The organism is Bradyrhizobium sp. UFLA05-153, assembly GCF_054185185.1.
Window position 1 is genome coordinate 144,432 of sequence record NZ_JBBIAM010000006.1, and the last position, 15,021, is coordinate 159,452.

The 15,021-nt window shown below is 64.6% G+C and carries 11 protein-coding genes; all 11 read left to right on the forward strand.

The annotated features are described in order from the left end of the window. A complete protein-coding gene (acnA, locus tag Q2941_RS06495; protein WP_458191967.1) occupies nt 1–2,697 on the forward strand; it encodes an aconitate hydratase AcnA in 2,697 nt (898 codons plus the stop codon). 43 nt (nt 2,698–2,740) lie between these two features. After that, complete coding sequence (locus Q2941_RS06500; protein WP_458191968.1) at nt 2,741–3,766, forward strand: isocitrate/isopropylmalate dehydrogenase family protein; 1,026 nt, start codon at nt 2,741–2,743, stop codon at nt 3,764–3,766. A gap of 316 nt (nt 3,767–4,082) precedes the next feature. Beyond that, on the forward strand, nt 4,083–5,735 hold the full coding sequence (locus Q2941_RS06505) for an acetolactate synthase large subunit (RefSeq protein WP_458191969.1): 1,653 nt from the start codon (nt 4,083–4,085) through the stop codon (nt 5,733–5,735). A 10-nt stretch (nt 5,736–5,745) separates the two neighbouring features. After that, complete coding sequence (locus tag Q2941_RS06510; protein WP_458191970.1) at nt 5,746–7,131, forward strand: aldehyde dehydrogenase family protein; 1,386 nt, start codon at nt 5,746–5,748, stop codon at nt 7,129–7,131. Between the two features lie 38 nt (nt 7,132–7,169). Then, complete coding sequence (locus tag Q2941_RS06515) at nt 7,170–8,360, forward strand: iron-containing alcohol dehydrogenase (RefSeq protein ID WP_458191976.1); 1,191 nt, start codon at nt 7,170–7,172, stop codon at nt 8,358–8,360. After that, a complete protein-coding gene (locus Q2941_RS06520; RefSeq protein WP_027523224.1) occupies nt 8,353–9,015 on the forward strand; it encodes a poly(R)-hydroxyalkanoic acid synthase subunit PhaE in 663 nt (220 codons plus the stop codon). The genes Q2941_RS06515 and Q2941_RS06520 overlap by 8 nt, the downstream gene beginning before the upstream one ends. Then, a complete protein-coding gene (gene phaC, locus Q2941_RS06525) occupies nt 9,012–10,103 on the forward strand; it encodes a class III poly(R)-hydroxyalkanoic acid synthase subunit PhaC (protein WP_254111007.1) in 1,092 nt (363 codons plus the stop codon). The genes Q2941_RS06520 and phaC overlap by 4 nt, the downstream gene beginning before the upstream one ends. A gap of 4 nt (nt 10,104–10,107) precedes the next feature. Next, nucleotides 10,108–12,063 carry an acyl CoA:acetate/3-ketoacid CoA transferase gene (locus Q2941_RS06530; RefSeq protein ID WP_458191971.1) on the forward strand — a complete coding sequence of 652 codons (1,956 nt, stop codon included), beginning with the start codon at nt 10,108–10,110 and terminating at the stop codon, nt 12,061–12,063. A gap of 19 nt (nt 12,064–12,082) precedes the next feature. Then, nucleotides 12,083–12,496: a TIGR01841 family phasin gene (phaP, locus tag Q2941_RS06535; RefSeq protein WP_458191972.1), complete on the forward strand. Its 414-nt coding sequence runs from the start codon at nt 12,083–12,085 to the stop codon at nt 12,494–12,496. A 92-nt stretch (nt 12,497–12,588) separates the two neighbouring features. After that, nucleotides 12,589–13,539: an alpha/beta fold hydrolase gene (locus Q2941_RS06540; protein ID WP_458191973.1), complete on the forward strand. Its 951-nt coding sequence runs from the start codon at nt 12,589–12,591 to the stop codon at nt 13,537–13,539. Continuing rightward, nucleotides 13,532–15,021 (forward strand): acetate--CoA ligase (gene acs / locus Q2941_RS06545; protein ID WP_458191974.1); only part of this gene is annotated, 1,490 nt, incomplete at its 3' end. The genes Q2941_RS06540 and acs, both read left to right, overlap by 8 nt.

Below are 15,021 nucleotides of genomic sequence, written 5' to 3' on the forward strand. Positions count from 1 at the left end.
ATGAGCAGTCTCGACAGCTTCAAATGCCGCAAGACGTTGACCGTCGGCGGGCAGACCTACACTTACGTCTCGCTGCCCGACGCCGAGAAGAACGGCCTTGCCGGCATCTCCCGCCTGCCGTTCTCGCTGAAAGTGCTGCTGGAGAACCTGCTGCGGTTCGAGGACGGCCGGTCGGTGACGCGCGCCAACATCGAGGCGCTGGCGCGCTGGACCGACGATCGCGGATCAGCCGGGGCCGAGATCGGCTTCCGTCCTGCCCGCGTGCTGATGCAGGATTTCACGGGCGTGCCTGCCGTGGTCGACCTCGCGGCGATGCGCGATGGCATGGCGAAGCTCGGCGGCGACCCGGCGCGGATCAATCCGTTGGTGCCGGTCGATCTCGTGATCGACCATTCCGTCGTGGTCGATCATTTCGGCAATTCACAAGCCCTTCACGACAATGTCGCCCGCGAATACGAGCAGAACGGCGAGCGCTACAATTTCCTGAAATGGGGGCAGGGTGCGTTTGCCAATTTCCGCGTAGTGCCCCCAGGTACTGGCATCTGCCACCAGGTCAATCTCGAATATCTGGCTCAGACGGTCTGGACCTCCGAGCGCGACGGCAAGACCTTCGCCTACCCGGACACGCTGGTCGGCACCGATAGCCACACCACCATGGCCAATGGCCTTGCCGTGCTCGGCTGGGGTGTCGGCGGCATCGAGGCCGAGGCCGCGATGCTCGGCCAGCCGCTGTCGATGCTGGTGCCGCAGGTAATAGGCTTCAAGCTGTCAGGCAAGCTGCGCGAGGGTGTGCTGGCAACCGATCTCGTGCTCACCGTCACCCAGATGCTGCGCAAGAAGGGCGTGGTCGGTAAGTTCGTGGAGTTCTACGGCCCCGGCCTCGACCACATGACGCTGGCCGACCGCGCCACCATCAGCAACATGGCGCCGGAATATGGCGCGACCTGCGGCTTCTTCCCGGTCGACCAGGAGACGCTGAACTATCTCAATCTTTCCGGCCGCTCCAGCGATCGCATCGCGCTCGTGGAAGCCTATGCCAAGGCGCAGGGCCTGTTTCGGACGAAGGGCATGCCGGATCCGATCTTTACCGATACGCTGGAGCTCACGCTCGATGACGTCGTGCCCTCGCTCGCCGGACCGAAGCGGCCCGAGGGCCGGCTTGGCCTGTCCGTCGCCAAGGCGAACTTCCTCACCGCGCTCGAGGGCGAGTATGGCAAGCTGGGCCAAGCCGAAAAGCAGTTCGCCGTCGAAGGCAAGGATTTCAAGCTCGGCCACGGCCATGTCGTCATCGCGGCGATCACCTCCTGCACCAATACCTCGAACCCGTCGGTGCTGATCGGCGCCGGGCTCTTGGCGCGCAATGCGATGCGCAAGGGCCTCACCGTGAAGCCCTGGGTCAAGACCTCGCTTGCGCCGGGCTCGCAGGTGGTGGCGGAATATCTTGCGAAGTCCGGGCTGCAGGCGGACCTGGACGCGCTCGGCTTCTATCTCGTGGGCTTCGGCTGCACGACCTGTATCGGCAATTCCGGGCCGCTGCCGGAAGAGATTTCCAAATCGATCAACGACAATGGCGTGGTCGGCGCCGCGGTGCTGTCGGGAAACCGCAATTTCGAAGGCCGAATCTCGCCTGACGTGCAGGCGAACTATCTGGCCTCGCCGCCGCTCGTGGTGGCCTACGCGCTCGCAGGCTCCCTCCAGGTCGATCTCGTCAATGAGCCCCTGGGCAAGAGCCCGGACGGCGTGCCCGTTTACCTCGAGGACATCTGGCCGTCGAATGCCGAGATCGAGAAGTTCATCCGCGACAATGTCACGCGTGCGATGTTCGAGACCAAATATGCCGACGTGTTCGAGGGCGACGCCAACTGGAAGGCGGTCAAGGTCGCGACGGGCCTGACGTATCGCTGGAACATGTCGTCGACCTATGTGCAGAACCCGCCCTATTTCGAGGGTATCACCATGAAGCCCGCGCCGACCGGCGACATCGTCGGTGCGCGCATCCTCGGCCTGTTCGGCGACAAGATCACCACCGACCACATCTCGCCGGCGGGCTCGATCAAGGCCTCGTCGCCGGCAGGAGAATTCCTGCGCGGTCGCCAGGTCCGGCAGGAGGACTTCAATCAATACGGTACGCGGCGCGGCAACCACGAGGTGATGGTGCGCGGCACCTTCGCCAACATCCGGATCAAGAACTTTGCGGTGCAGGGTGAGGGGGGCGCCACGCCGGAAGGCGGCTGGGCCGTGCATCAGCCCTCCGGCGAGCGGATGTCGATCTTCGATGCGGCGATGCGCTACGAGCGTGAAAAGGTCCCGCTGGTCGTGTTCGCCGGTGTCGAATATGGCAATGGCTCCTCGCGCGACTGGGCAGCGAAGGGCACCAAGCTGCTTGGCGTCCGCGCCGTGATCGCGCAGAGCTTCGAGCGCATCCATCGCTCCAACCTGGTGGGCATGGGCATCCTGCCGTTCGTCTTTGATGAAGGCACGTCATGGAAGAGCCTCGGCCTGACCGGCGGCGAGCAGGTCTCGATCAACGGACTCACCGACATCACACCGGGCCAGCGCATCACCATCAACATCACGATGGCGGACGGCACGGTGAAGCAGGTCCCGCTGACCTGCCGCATCGATACGCTCGACGAGCTCAACTACTACAAGCACGGCGGCATTCTGCCCTATGTGCTGCGCCAGCTTGCGGCGTGACGTCGCCGATCTCTCAAGGCACGACTAAGACAGGGGAAACAAGATGTCAGGCAGAATTCCGGCGACGTTGATACCCGGTGACGGGATCGGTCCCGAGATCACGGCAGCGGTGACGCGCATTCTCGATGCGCTGGGTTCGCCGTTCGAATGGGATGTGCAGCAGGGCGGCATGGCCGGGATCGAGAGCGCAGGCGATCCGCTGCCGGGAGCTCTGGTCGACAGCATCCGCCGCACCAAGCTTGCATTGAAGGGGCCGTTGACGACGCCGGTCGGTGGCGGCTTCCGTTCGGTCAACGTCCGCCTGCGCGAAGAGTTCGGGCTGTACGCCAATCTGCGTCCTGTGAAGACCATGGTGCCCGGCGGTCGCTACGAGGACATCGACCTCGTCCTGATCCGTGAGAATATCGAAGGCCTCTATGTGGCGTTCGAGCACTTCATCGCCGTCGGTGACGATCCGCACGCGGTCGCGATCTCCTCGGGCGTCAACACGCACGCGGAAGCGCGGCGCATCGTCCGCTTCGCATTCGAATATGCCATCGCCCACGGCCGCAAGAAGGTTACCGTGGTGCACAAGGCGAACGTATTGAAGGCGCTGACCGGGCTGTTCCTGCAGGCTGGTCGCGAGATCGCCAAGGAGTATGAGGGGCGGATCGCGATGGACGATCGCATCGTCGATGCCTGCGCCATGCAGCTCGTGATGAACCCGTGGCAGTTCGACGTCATCGTGACAACCAATCTGTTCGGCGACATCCTGTCCGACCAGATGTCCGGCCTCGTCGGCGGCCTCGGCATGGCGCCGGGCGCCAATATCGGCGAGAAGGCGGCTATCTTCGAGGCGGTGCACGGCTCGGCGCCCGACATCGCCGGCAAGGGGATTGCCAATCCGCTGGCGCTGCTGCTCGCGGCCGGGTTGATGCTCAAGCGCGTCGGCAAGGACGATCTGGCAACGCGGTTGCGGACGGCGATCGAGCAGACCCTGCAGGTCGACAATGTTCGCACTGCTGATCTCGGCGGCAAGGTCTCGACAGCGGATTTCGCGGGCGCGGTGATCAAGCGCCTGGCAACGTGATTCTGCAAAGGCTGGGAATGGAATGTGCTCTGAGCCATTGATCGCGGCACGGGAGCATGAGGCGGCCGTTCGGATCGTTGGTGTGCCAGGCAAGCACATTTCTGATCGGGTCATCAGGCGAACTGAGGATTCCGGCCCGGCAGTCTCGCTATCTGAGACGGAAGGCCTTCGAGCTTCATGGCAGTCCACCTTGCAATTGGCAGGACCGTCGTCCCGCATCGTATAGTTCGGCAGGAAACAAGAAACTGAAGCCGATGGAAGAGAAGCCTGGTGCGTTACGTGGTGCACCGCTGTGGTCGGCAACAAGGAGAGGAAGATGGTGAAGGGCTCTGACCTGTTGGTCGCAGCATTGGAACATGAGGGCGTCGACCGGATCTTCGGCGTGCCGGGGGAGGAAAATCTCGACGTCGTCGAGTCGCTCCGGAATTCGAAGATCCAGCTGATATTGACCCGCCATGAGCAGGCGGCGGCGTTCATGGCGGCGACGCATGGCCGGCTCACCGGCCGGCCCGGCGTATGTATCTCCACCCTCGGTCCGGGCGCGCTGAACTTCTCGACCGGCGCGGCCTATGCGCATCTCGGCGCGATGCCGATGGTGATGATCACGGGACAGAAGGCGATCATGAGCAGCCGGCAGGCGCGCTTCCAGATCGTCGACGTGATTGCGTCGATGAAGCCGCTCACAAAACTGTCCCGGCAGATCGTCAGCCCCGCCAGCATTCCGACGCTGGTGCGCGATGCTTTCCGCGTCGCGATGGAGGAGCGGCCGGGCCCGGTCCTGCTCGAGCTGCCCGAGGATATCGCTGGCGACGAGGTCGAGCCGGTGCCGATGGTGCCGATCCACCCGATCGAGATTCCGGTGGCGCATCGCGCAGCCCTCGATCGTGCCGCCGAGATGATCCTGGCGGCGAAGAAGCCGCTGATCATGCTTGCTGCGGCCGCCAGTCGACCACGTTCGACCTTCGGCATCGCCGGCTTCGTGCGGCGGACCGGGATTCCCTTCTTCACGACCCAGATGGGCAAGGGCACCGTGCCCGGCGGCACCAGCCTTTACATGGGCACGGCCGCGCTGTCCGAACGCGACTATGTGCATGAGGCTATCGACCAGGCCGACCTGATCATCGCCATCGGCCACGACACCGTGGAGAAGCCGCCCTTCATCATGGGTCCGAAGGGACCGCAGGTGATCCATGTCAGCTACACGCCGGCGACCGTGGAGCAGGTCTATTTCCCGCATGCCGAGGTCGTCGGCGACGTCGGCCCGAGCCTCGAACTGCTGGCCGACCGGCTCGAAGGCCGGCTGCCGAACGCCAAGGCGCTGCTGCCGCTGCGCGAGGGCATCCTCGGCCGCATCGCCGACCGCGCCACGGAGAGCCGCTGGCCGGTGACGCCGCAGCGGCTGGTGCACGACATTCGCCAGGTCATCCCCGAGAACGGCATCGTCGCGCTCGACAACGGCATGTACAAGATCTGGTTCGCGCGCAACTATCGGACCTACGTCGCCAACACGCTGCTGCTCGACAATGCGCTCGCCACCATGGGCGCGGGCCTGCCGTCGGCGATGATGGCGGCGATGCTCTATCCGGACCGCCGCGTGATGGCGATCTGCGGCGACGGCGGCTTCATGATGAACAGCCAGGAGCTGGAGACCGCGGTGCGGCTCAAGCTCAATCTGGTGGTGCTGATCCTCAATGACGGCGCCTATGGCATGATCCGCTGGAAGCAGGCGGTCGATAGTTTCCCGGATTTCGGACTCACCTTCGGCAATCCGGACTTCGTCCGTTATGCGGAGTCCTACGGCGCCAAGGGCTCGCGCGTCACCTCGGTGGACGCGCTGCTGCCGACGCTGGAAGCGGCCTTCAAGGGCGGCGGCGTCCACCTCGTCGATGTTGCCATCGACTATTCCGAAAACACGCGCGTGCTGGTCGAGGAGCTGCGCAACCGCAAGCTCGGCGTCGAGCCGTCCTGACGAGAGAACGATGCTACAGGTAGTGCAGGCGTTCGACCGGGCCCCGTTCGCCGAGGTCCCGGTCGACGATGTCGATGCAATGGAAGCAAAGCTTGGGGCCGCGCTGCGTGTCCTCGGCGATCGTGACGGCTGGTTGGCGACGCATGCGCGCATCGCGGTGCTGCGGCGGGCTGCCGGTCTTCTGGACGGACGGCGGGACCATTTCGCGCGCCAGATCGCGCGCGAAGGCGGCAAGCCGCTCACGGATGCGATCATCGAGGTGACGCGCGCGATCGACGGCCTGCATTGCGCCGCCGACGAGCTCAGGACCTTTGCCGGCCGCGAAATTCCGATGGGGCTGACGGCGGCCTCCAGCCGGCGCTGGGCCTTCACGACGCGCGAGCCGATCGGCGTCGTGTTCGCGATCTCCGCGTTCAACCATCCGCTCAATTTGATCGTGCATCAGGTGGCGCCGGCGATCGCGGTCGGCTGTCCCGTCATCGCCAAGCCCGCGAGCGCGACGCCGCTGAGCTGCCGTGATTTCGTCGCGCTACTGCATGAGGCCGGCCTGCCGGAAGCCTGGTGCCAGACCTTCATCCCGCGCAGCTCGGCGCTCGCCGAGCAGCTGGCTTGCGATCCCCGCATCAGCTTCCTGAGCTTCATCGGCTCGGCCAGTGTCGGCTGGCGGCTGCACAGCAAGCTCGCGCACGGCACCCGTTCGGCGCTCGAGCATGGCGGCGTCGCACCCGCGATCGTCGATCGCAGCGCCGATCTCGATCGTATCATCGAGCCCTTGGTCAAGGGCGGCTTCTACCATGCCGGCCAGGTCTGCGTGTCGACCCAGCGCATCTTCGTGCACGAAGCCATCTTCAACGCCTTTACCGAGCGCCTGGTCGCCCGCGTTGCAAAGCTCCGCACGGGCGATCCGACCCTGCTGGAGACCGAGGTCGGGCCGTTGATCAGTCCCAAGGAGGTCGACCGCATTACCGACTGGATCGGTGAGGCGGTCGCGGCCGGCGCGCAGCGGGTGATCGGCGGCGAGCGTCTGTCGGCCACCACGATGCAGCCGACGGTTCTGCTCGAGCCGCCGGCCGACGCAAGGGTGTCGCGTGAGGAGGTGTTCGGTCCGGCGGTCTGCGTCTATCGTTATGCGCAGCTGGACCAGGCGATCGCGCAGGCGAATTCGCTGCGCGTGCCGTTCCAGGCTTGCGTATTCAGCGAGGACATCGACGTCGCGCTGCGCGCCAGCGAGCGGCTCGATGCGTCGGCGGTCATGATCAACGACCCCACGACGTTTCGGACCGACTGGATGCCGTTCGCCGGACGGCGCGACGCCGGCTACGGCGTCGGCGGCATCCCGTACACCATGCGCGACATGACACAGGAAAAGATGGTGGTGCTGCATCGGCGGGCGTGAGGCCGGGCACCATTGAGAAGAAGAGGAGAGGGAACATGATCGGAAAATTCACCTTTCAATCGCCGTCGAACATTCTGTTCGAGCCGGGCGCCTCGCGGAAGATCGACGAACTGGTGGCCAGCTACGCCGCCAAGCGCGTCATGCTGGTGACCGACAAGGGCGTTCGCGGCGCGGGCCTGACCCGGGGCGCCGAAGCTTCGCTGGCCGAAGCCGGGATCGAGGTCAGCGTCTTCGACGACGTCGTCGCCGACCCGCCCTCGCATGTCGTTGAAGCGGCGGTCGCGGCCTGTCAGACCAACAAGATCGAACTCGTGCTGTCGATCGGCGGCGGCAGCGCGCTCGATACGGCCAAGCTTGTCGCCTATCTTGCCAAGACGCCGGATCGTCTCGATGACATCTATGGCGTCGGCCTTGCCAAGGGAAAGCGCCTGCCGCTGCTCCTGGTGCCGACCACGGCCGGCACCGGCTCCGAGGTGACGCCGATCGCCATCGTCACCACGCCGACCACCGAGAAGAAGGGCGTGGTCTCGCCGGTGCTGATTCCGGACTGGGCGATCCTCGATCCCGAATTGACGCTGGGCCTTCCGGCTCCCGTGACTGCTGCGACCGGCATCGACGCCATGGTGCATGCGATCGAGGCCTATACCAGCAAGGTCAAGAAGAACCCGATGTCCGACCAGCTCGCGCGCCAGGCGCTGGCGCTGTTGTCGGCGAATGTCCGGCGCGTCTGCGAGAATGGCAAAGACCTCGAGGCCCGCTCGGAGATGCTGCTGGGCTCGATGCTCGCTGGCATGGCCTTTGCCAATGCGCCGGTTGCGGCCGTCCACGCGCTCGCCTATCCGATCGGCGCGATCTTCCATGTGCCGCATGGCTTGTCGAATGCGCTCGTGCTGCGGCATGTGCTTGAGTTCAACCTGGCAGCGGCCGAGCCGCTCTATGCGGAGCTGGCCGAGATCGTGAGGCCGGGCCTGCGCGGCAGCCAGGCGGAGAAGGCGCGGGCCTTCATCGACGAGATGACCTCGATCGGTCGCGACTGCCGGGTGCCGGCGTCGCTCGCCGACGTCGGGATCGGCCGCGACGATCTGAAGAAGCTCGCCGAGGATGCGATGAAGCAGACGCGCCTCCTGGTCAACAATCCCAGGGAGCTGACGCTTGACGACGCCTACGCGATCTACAGCGCCGCCTACGGCGACGGCAGCAACCGCTCCGTGCAGGCGTCCCATGGCTGAGGAGAGCCAGGCCAATCCGTTTGGGCCGATCGTCGCGCAATGGATGGAGTCCTGGCGCGCGATGGCCGGCGCCACCGCTGGGATCGGCGAGACCTGGTCGAACTCGATGCTGCCCTTCATCGTGAAGCGCGCCGCCGAGAGCGGCTTCGGCATGACTGCCGGCAATGACCTGGCTGAGGCCATCGAGCGGATGGCCAAAGGGCCGCGACTTGCCGACGTGCTGGATTTCGACCGCAAGCTCGCGCATCTGACGGCGGCCTGGAGCGACCTGCAAGGCAAGCTCGCGGCCTATCAGGTGGTGGCCGCAAAACCGTGGATGCGCGCGGCCCAGCAGTTCAGCGCAAGGCAACCGGATGGAAAGGCCAAGGACGCCGGCTGGCGCGAGCATCTCGGGGCCTGGAACGAGCTTGCCAATGAGGAACTGATCGCCAACCAGCGCACCGAGGAGTTTCTGGTCGCACAAAAGCAGCTGCTGCAGGCGGCGACCGAATACCGAGCGCGGCAATCCGAGATCGCCGACACCATCGCTGCCGTCCTGGGCATCCCGACCCAGCGCGACTTCGACGAGGTGACGCGCCAGCTCACCGAGCTCAGGCGTGAGGTGCGGGCGCTGGAGCGGCGCTTAGGTGAAGCGGGATCGCGGGGAGACGCATGAGCAGCGACCAGCCGAACGGGACCGGCCCGTTCGCCGAAATGACCGACAAGATGCTCAAGGCCGGTAAGCTCTTGTCGACCATCAGGGACGACGACGTCGATGTCGGCGCGACGCCGAAGACGCTCATCATGCGCCGCGACAAGGTCGAGCTGTTTCGCTACGCGCCCATCACCGAGCAGAAGGTCAGGACACCGGTGCTGCTGGCCTATGGCCTGATCGGCCGCTACACCATGGCGGACCTGCAGGAGGACCGCTCGCTGGTGCGCAGCTTGCTGGCGCAGGGGCTGGATCTCTGGCTGGTCGATTGGGGCCAGCCCAACCGTACCGAGCGCTGGCTGACGATTGACGATTACGTCGACGACTACATCCACGCTGCGGTGGAGCGGGTTTGCCGCGAGACCGGCCATGACCGCATCACGCTGCTCGGCATCTGCGAAGGCGGCGTGTTCACGACCTGCTATGCCGCGCTGCATCCGGACAAGGTCAAGGGCCTGGTGCTGACGATCACGCCGATCGATTTCCACGCCGACCGCGACGATCCAGACACCCATCACGGCTTCCTCAACCTCTGGACCCGCAGTCTCGAAAGATCGGACATCGACAAGCTCGTCGATACCTATGGCGGACTGCCCGGCGAGTTCATGAGCTCGGTGTTCTCCCTGATGACGCCGATGCGCTCGCTGACCAAGTACAATGTCGACCTGATCGACGTCGTCGACGACGAAGCGAAGCTGATGAACTTCTTGCGGATGGAGAAATGGCTTGCCGACCGGCCCGCCCATCCGGGCGAGGCCGCCAAGCAGTGGCTGAAGGACCTCTATCAGGACAACAAGCTGGTGAAGGGCGAGTTCGTCCTGTCGGGACGGCGCGTCGATCTTTCGAAGCTCACCGCGCCGGTGCTCAACGTGTTCGCGCTGAACGACCACATCATCCCGCCCACCTGTTCGCGCGCGCTCGGTGAGCATGTCGGCACGAAGGATTACTCGGAGATCGAGCTGCCCGGCGGCCATGTCGGCCTGTTCGTGTCGAGCAAGTCGCAGGGATCACTGAGCAAGGGCATTTCGGAGTGGCTGGCGGCGAGGGACTAGTGCGATGACCAAGGACAAGATCGTCTCTGCCGACGAGGCAGTCGCCATCATCCGCGATCGCGATACGGTCTGCACATCCGGCTTCGTCGGCATTGGGACGCCAGACGAGCTCTTGATCGCGCTGGAGAAGCGCTTTCGCGAGACCCGCCATCCGTCGGACCTGACGCTGATGTTTGCGGCCGCGCCCGGTGATGCTGCCGACCGCGGCCTCAATCGTCTTGCTCATGACGGTCTTCTCAAGCGCGTGGTCGGCGGCCATTGGGCGCTGGTGCCGAAGCTCGGCGAGCTCGCGCTGGCCAACCGGATCGAGGCCTACAATCTGCCGCTCGGCTGCATCTCCCATCTCTATCGCAACATCGCCGCGCGCGGTCCCGGCGTGATCTCCAAGGTCGGCCTGAGAACCTTCGTCGATCCGCGGCTGCAGGGCGGCAAGCTCAACGAGAACACCACCGAGGATCTCGTCGAGCTGATGCGCATCAATGACGAGGAGTGGCTGCGCTACAAATCCTTTCCGATCAACGTGGCGCTGTTGCGCGGCACCACGGCCGATCCGGCCGGGAATATCACCATGGAGCGCGAGGCGCTGACGCTGGACAACCTCGCGATGGCGATGGCCGCGAAGAATTCGCGCGGCTTCGTCATCGTGCAGGTCGAACGCATCGCGGCGAGCAACTCGCTCAACCCGCGCGAGGTGCAGATTCCCGGCATCCTGGTCGACTGCGTCGTCGTCGCCGACCCGACCAATCACGTCCAGACCTACGGCGCGACCTACAGCCACGCCTTCTCCGGCCGGCAGCGGGTGCCGATGGACCGCGTCAAGCCGCTCGAGCTCGACGAGCGCAAGATCATCGCCCGGCGCTGCGCCTTCGAGCTGCCACCCGGCGGCGTGGTCAATCTCGGTATCGGTATGCCCGAGGGCGTCGCCGCCGTTGCTGCCGAAGAGCACATGCTGAAATTCCTGACGCTGACCGCCGAGCCCGGCATCATCGGCGGCATGCCGCAGGGAGGGCTCAATTTCGGCACCGCGCTCAATCCGGACGCGGTGATCCACCAGAACCAGCAGTTCGACTTCTATGACGGCGGCGGGCTGGATCTGGCCTGTCTCGGCATGGCGCAGGTGGATGGTGCCGGCAACGTCAATGTCAGCCGCTTCGGCAAGCGCCTCGCCGGCGCTGGCGGCTTCATCAATATCTCGCAGAGCTCGAAGAAGCTGGTGTTCGCGGGCACCTTCACCAGCGGCGGCCTGAAGGTCGCGGTCGAGGACGGCGCGCTGCACATCTTGCGCGAAGGTTCTGCGAAGAAGTTCATTTCCGCGGTCGAGCAGATCACCTTCAGCGGCGATCATGCTGCCGAGACCGGCCAGCCGGTGTTCTACGTCACCGAGCGCTGTGTGTTGCAGCGGACGCCGGTCGGCGTCGAACTGATCGAGGTGGCGCCCGGCATCGACATCGACCGCGATATTCTCGGCCAGATGGATTTCAAGCCGTTGGTCCGCAACGTGCGCCCGATGGACCCGAGGATCTTCCGTGAGGGGCCGATGGGGCTCGTCCACATGTTGCTCGGCCGGGGTCTCGCCGACCGCATCAGCTACGATTCCGAGCGCAACACGCTGTTCGTCAATTTCGAGGGGTTTGACGTCCGCACCGTCGAGGATGTCGATCTGGTCCGCCGCGAGGTCGAGCACGCCTGCCGCGCCGTCGGCAAGCCGGTGGCGCTGGTCGCAAACTACGACGGCTTCCATCTGGAGCCCACCGTCAGCGACACCTATTTCTCCATGATCGCCTATCTCGAGCAGCGCTATTACAGCTCGGCCTCGCGCTACACCACGAGCGCCTTCATGCGCCTGAAATTGGGCGAAGGGCTCGCTGAGCGTCACGTCGCCCCGCATATCTTCGAGACGCAGGCCGAGGCACAGCGCTTTGCACGTTCTCAAGCATCGATCGATCCATCGAACAGGTAGAATCTTCAAGGAGGGATGTATGACGACAGACACCGACAAGATCGCCCAGGCCGTGAAAGAGCAGATGGAGAAACTCTCACAGACGTTCAAACTGCCCGATGTCGATGTTACGGCCTTGATTGAAAAGCAGCGAAACACGATCGATGCCCTTTCCAAGGCTGCCCAGCTATCGAACGAAACAGCGGCCGAGGTGTCGCGCCATCAGCTGGAGATTCTTCGGTCGGCATCGGAACACGTGACCTCGATGATGCGTGACATGAAGCTTTCCGGCGAGCAGGGGCGCGAGTTGGCGGCCAAGTCGTTCGAGGCGGCTCTAACCAGCGCTCGTGAGTTCGCCGAGATGACGGCGAAGTCCAACGCCGAAGTGTTCAACTTGATCAAACAGCGCATGACGGACAATTTCGAAGAGATGCGCAAGAATTGGAAATCGTAAAGGGAGGTCCTGACGAAGCGCAGATGTTGCTTACAGGTTGGCGGGGCAGTGCACGGCACGCGTTCGTGTCGTGGCTTGCCAGGAGAGGCAGGATGTTTGACGGATCGGAGGAGATGGCGTTGAGGGTTCGAGGGGACAGGCTGAAGCACCTTCAGCCTGATCGCGAGGACGTCGTGCAAGGCCTCTCGCCATCCGGCTTCCACCAGCTCGCCTACACCGATTGGGGCCCGCTCGACGACAAGCGGCCGATCATTTGCGTCCACGGGCTGACGCGGCAGGGGCGGGACTTCGACCATCTTGCGGAGCGGCTGGTCGCAGCCGGTCGGCGCGTGATCTGTCCGGACCTGCCGGGCCGCGGACGCAGCGGTTGGATCGGCAATCCCGACCACTATACGCTGCCGCAATACTGTGCCGATATGAACGCGTTGATCGCGCGTCTCGGTGTGTCCGAGGTGGATTGGGTCGGCACGTCGCTTGGCGGCTTGATCGGCATGATCATGGCCGGCTTCTCCGGCAGCATGGTACGCCGGCTCGTGATCAACGACATCGGCCCCTTCGTGTCTTCGACCGGGTTGCAACGGATCGGCCAGTACATCGGCAACATGCCGGCTCTGTTCAAGACGATCGAGGAGGCCGAGACGTATTTCCGAACGGTGCTGGCGCCTTACGGCAAGCTCGCGGATGAGCATTGGCGTCACCTGACCGAACATAGCGTTCGCTGGGATGACGGCCGGCAGGGCTATGCGCTGCTCTGCGATCCCGCTATCGCGAAGGGCTTCCGATTGCCATGGTTCGCGGCGTTGAACCTCTGGGACTATTGGGAGGCCATCAAGGTGCCCGTGCTGGTGCTACGCGGCAAACATTCGGACCTGCTGTCGTTCGATCTCGCGGCCGAGATGCGCAAGCGCAACCGGATGGCCAACGTCTTTCAGTTTGACGATTGTGGACACGTCCCGCCATTGATGGCGTTCGAGCAGATCGACGTGGTGACGAAGTTTCTGCTCAGCAACACGATTTCCGGTTGGGGAGAGCGAAATGGATAGCAGCAAGCAGGGCGCATCGACCGGCGAGAAGATCTACGACGTGCCGGCAGAGTGGGCGAAGCGCGCCTGGGTCGACCAGGCCAAGTACAAGGACATGTACGCCCGCTCGATCTCGGACCCGAACGGTTTTTGGACCGAGCAGGCCAAGCGCGTCGACTGGATGAAGGCGCCGACCAGAATCGAGAACGTCTCGTTCGCACCCGGCAACGTCTCCATCAAATGGTTCGAGGACGGCGTCCTCAACGTCGCCTGGAACTGCATCGACCGGCACCTCGCCAAGCGCGCCAACCAGACTGCGATCATCTGGGAGGGCGACGATCCCTCGCAGTCGCGGCACATCACCTACAAGGAGCTGCACGACGAGGTCTGCCGGATGGCCAACATCCTGCGAACCCGCAACGTCAAGAAGGGCGACCGCGTCACCATCTACCTGCCGATGATCCCCGAGGCCGCCTACGCCATGCTGGCCTGCGCGCGGATCGGCGCGATCCACTCGGTGGTGTTCGCCGGCTTCTCGCCCGACAGCCTCGCCCAGCGCATCAGCGACTGCAAATCCAAGGTGATCATCACCGCCGATGAGGGCCTGCGCGGCGGCAGGAAGGTGCCGCTGAAGGCCAATGTCGATGCGGCGCTCGCCAAGACCGAAGGCGTCGACTGGGTCGTCGTCGTCAAGCGCACCGGCGGCAAGGTCGACATGTCCCCGTCGCGTGACCTCTGGTACCACGACGCGGCCAAGATGGTGACGACGGACTGCCCGGCCGAGCACATGCATGCCGAGGATCCGCTGTTCATCCTCTACACCTCGGGCTCGACCGGCACGCCGAAGGGCGTGCTGCATACCTCGGGCGGCTATCTCGTCTATGCCGCGATGACGCACCAATACGTGTTCGACTATCACGACGGTGACGTCTACTGGTGCACCGCGGACGTCGGCTGGGTCACCGGCCACAGCTACATTCTGTACGGGCCGCTGTGCAACGGCGCGACCACGCTGATGTTCGAAGGCGTGCCGAACTACCCGGATAATTCCAGGTTCTGGAACGTCATCGACAAGCACAAGGTCAACATCTTCTACACCGCGCCGACCGCGATCCGCGCCCTGATGCAGGGCGGCGACGAGCCGGTGAAGAAGACTTCGCGCGCCTCGCTGCGCCTGCTCGGCTCGGTCGGCGAGCCGATCAATCCGGAAGCGTGGGAGTGGTATCACCGCGTCATCGGCGACGACCGCTGCCCGATCGTCGACACCTGGTGGCAGACCGAGACCGGCGGCATCCTGATCACGCCGCTGCCCGGCGCAACCAGGCTGAAGCCAGGCTCGGCGACGCTGCCGTTCTTCGGCGTGGTGCCGGAGATCGTCGATGCCGACGGCAAGGTGCTGGACGGCGAGACATCAGGCAATCTCTGCCTCACCCGCTCCTGGCCGGGCATGATGCGCACGGTCTATGGCGATCACGCCCGCTTCGAGCAGACCTACTTCTCGAC

Excerpts from the sequence above, each read along its gene's own strand:
- phaP (WP_458191972.1), top strand. The coding sequence starts at position 12,083 with ATGACGACAGACACCGACAAGATCGCCCAGGCCGTGAAAGAGCAGATG.
- Q2941_RS06500 (WP_458191968.1), top strand. The coding sequence starts at position 2,741 with ATGTCAGGCAGAATTCCGGCGACGTTGATACCCGGTGACGGGATCGGT.
- Q2941_RS06530 (WP_458191971.1), top strand. The coding sequence starts at position 10,108 with ATGACCAAGGACAAGATCGTCTCTGCCGACGAGGCAGTCGCCATCATC.
- Q2941_RS06510 (WP_458191970.1), top strand. The coding sequence starts at position 5,746 with ATGCTACAGGTAGTGCAGGCGTTCGACCGGGCCCCGTTCGCCGAGGTC.
- Q2941_RS06540 (WP_458191973.1), top strand. The coding sequence starts at position 12,589 with ATGTTTGACGGATCGGAGGAGATGGCGTTGAGGGTTCGAGGGGACAGG.
- Q2941_RS06505 (WP_458191969.1), top strand. The coding sequence starts at position 4,083 with ATGGTGAAGGGCTCTGACCTGTTGGTCGCAGCATTGGAACATGAGGGC.
- Q2941_RS06520 (WP_027523224.1), top strand. The coding sequence starts at position 8,353 with ATGGCTGAGGAGAGCCAGGCCAATCCGTTTGGGCCGATCGTCGCGCAA.
- acnA (WP_458191967.1), top strand. The coding sequence starts at position 1 with ATGAGCAGTCTCGACAGCTTCAAATGCCGCAAGACGTTGACCGTCGGC.
- phaC (WP_254111007.1), top strand. The coding sequence starts at position 9,012 with ATGAGCAGCGACCAGCCGAACGGGACCGGCCCGTTCGCCGAAATGACC.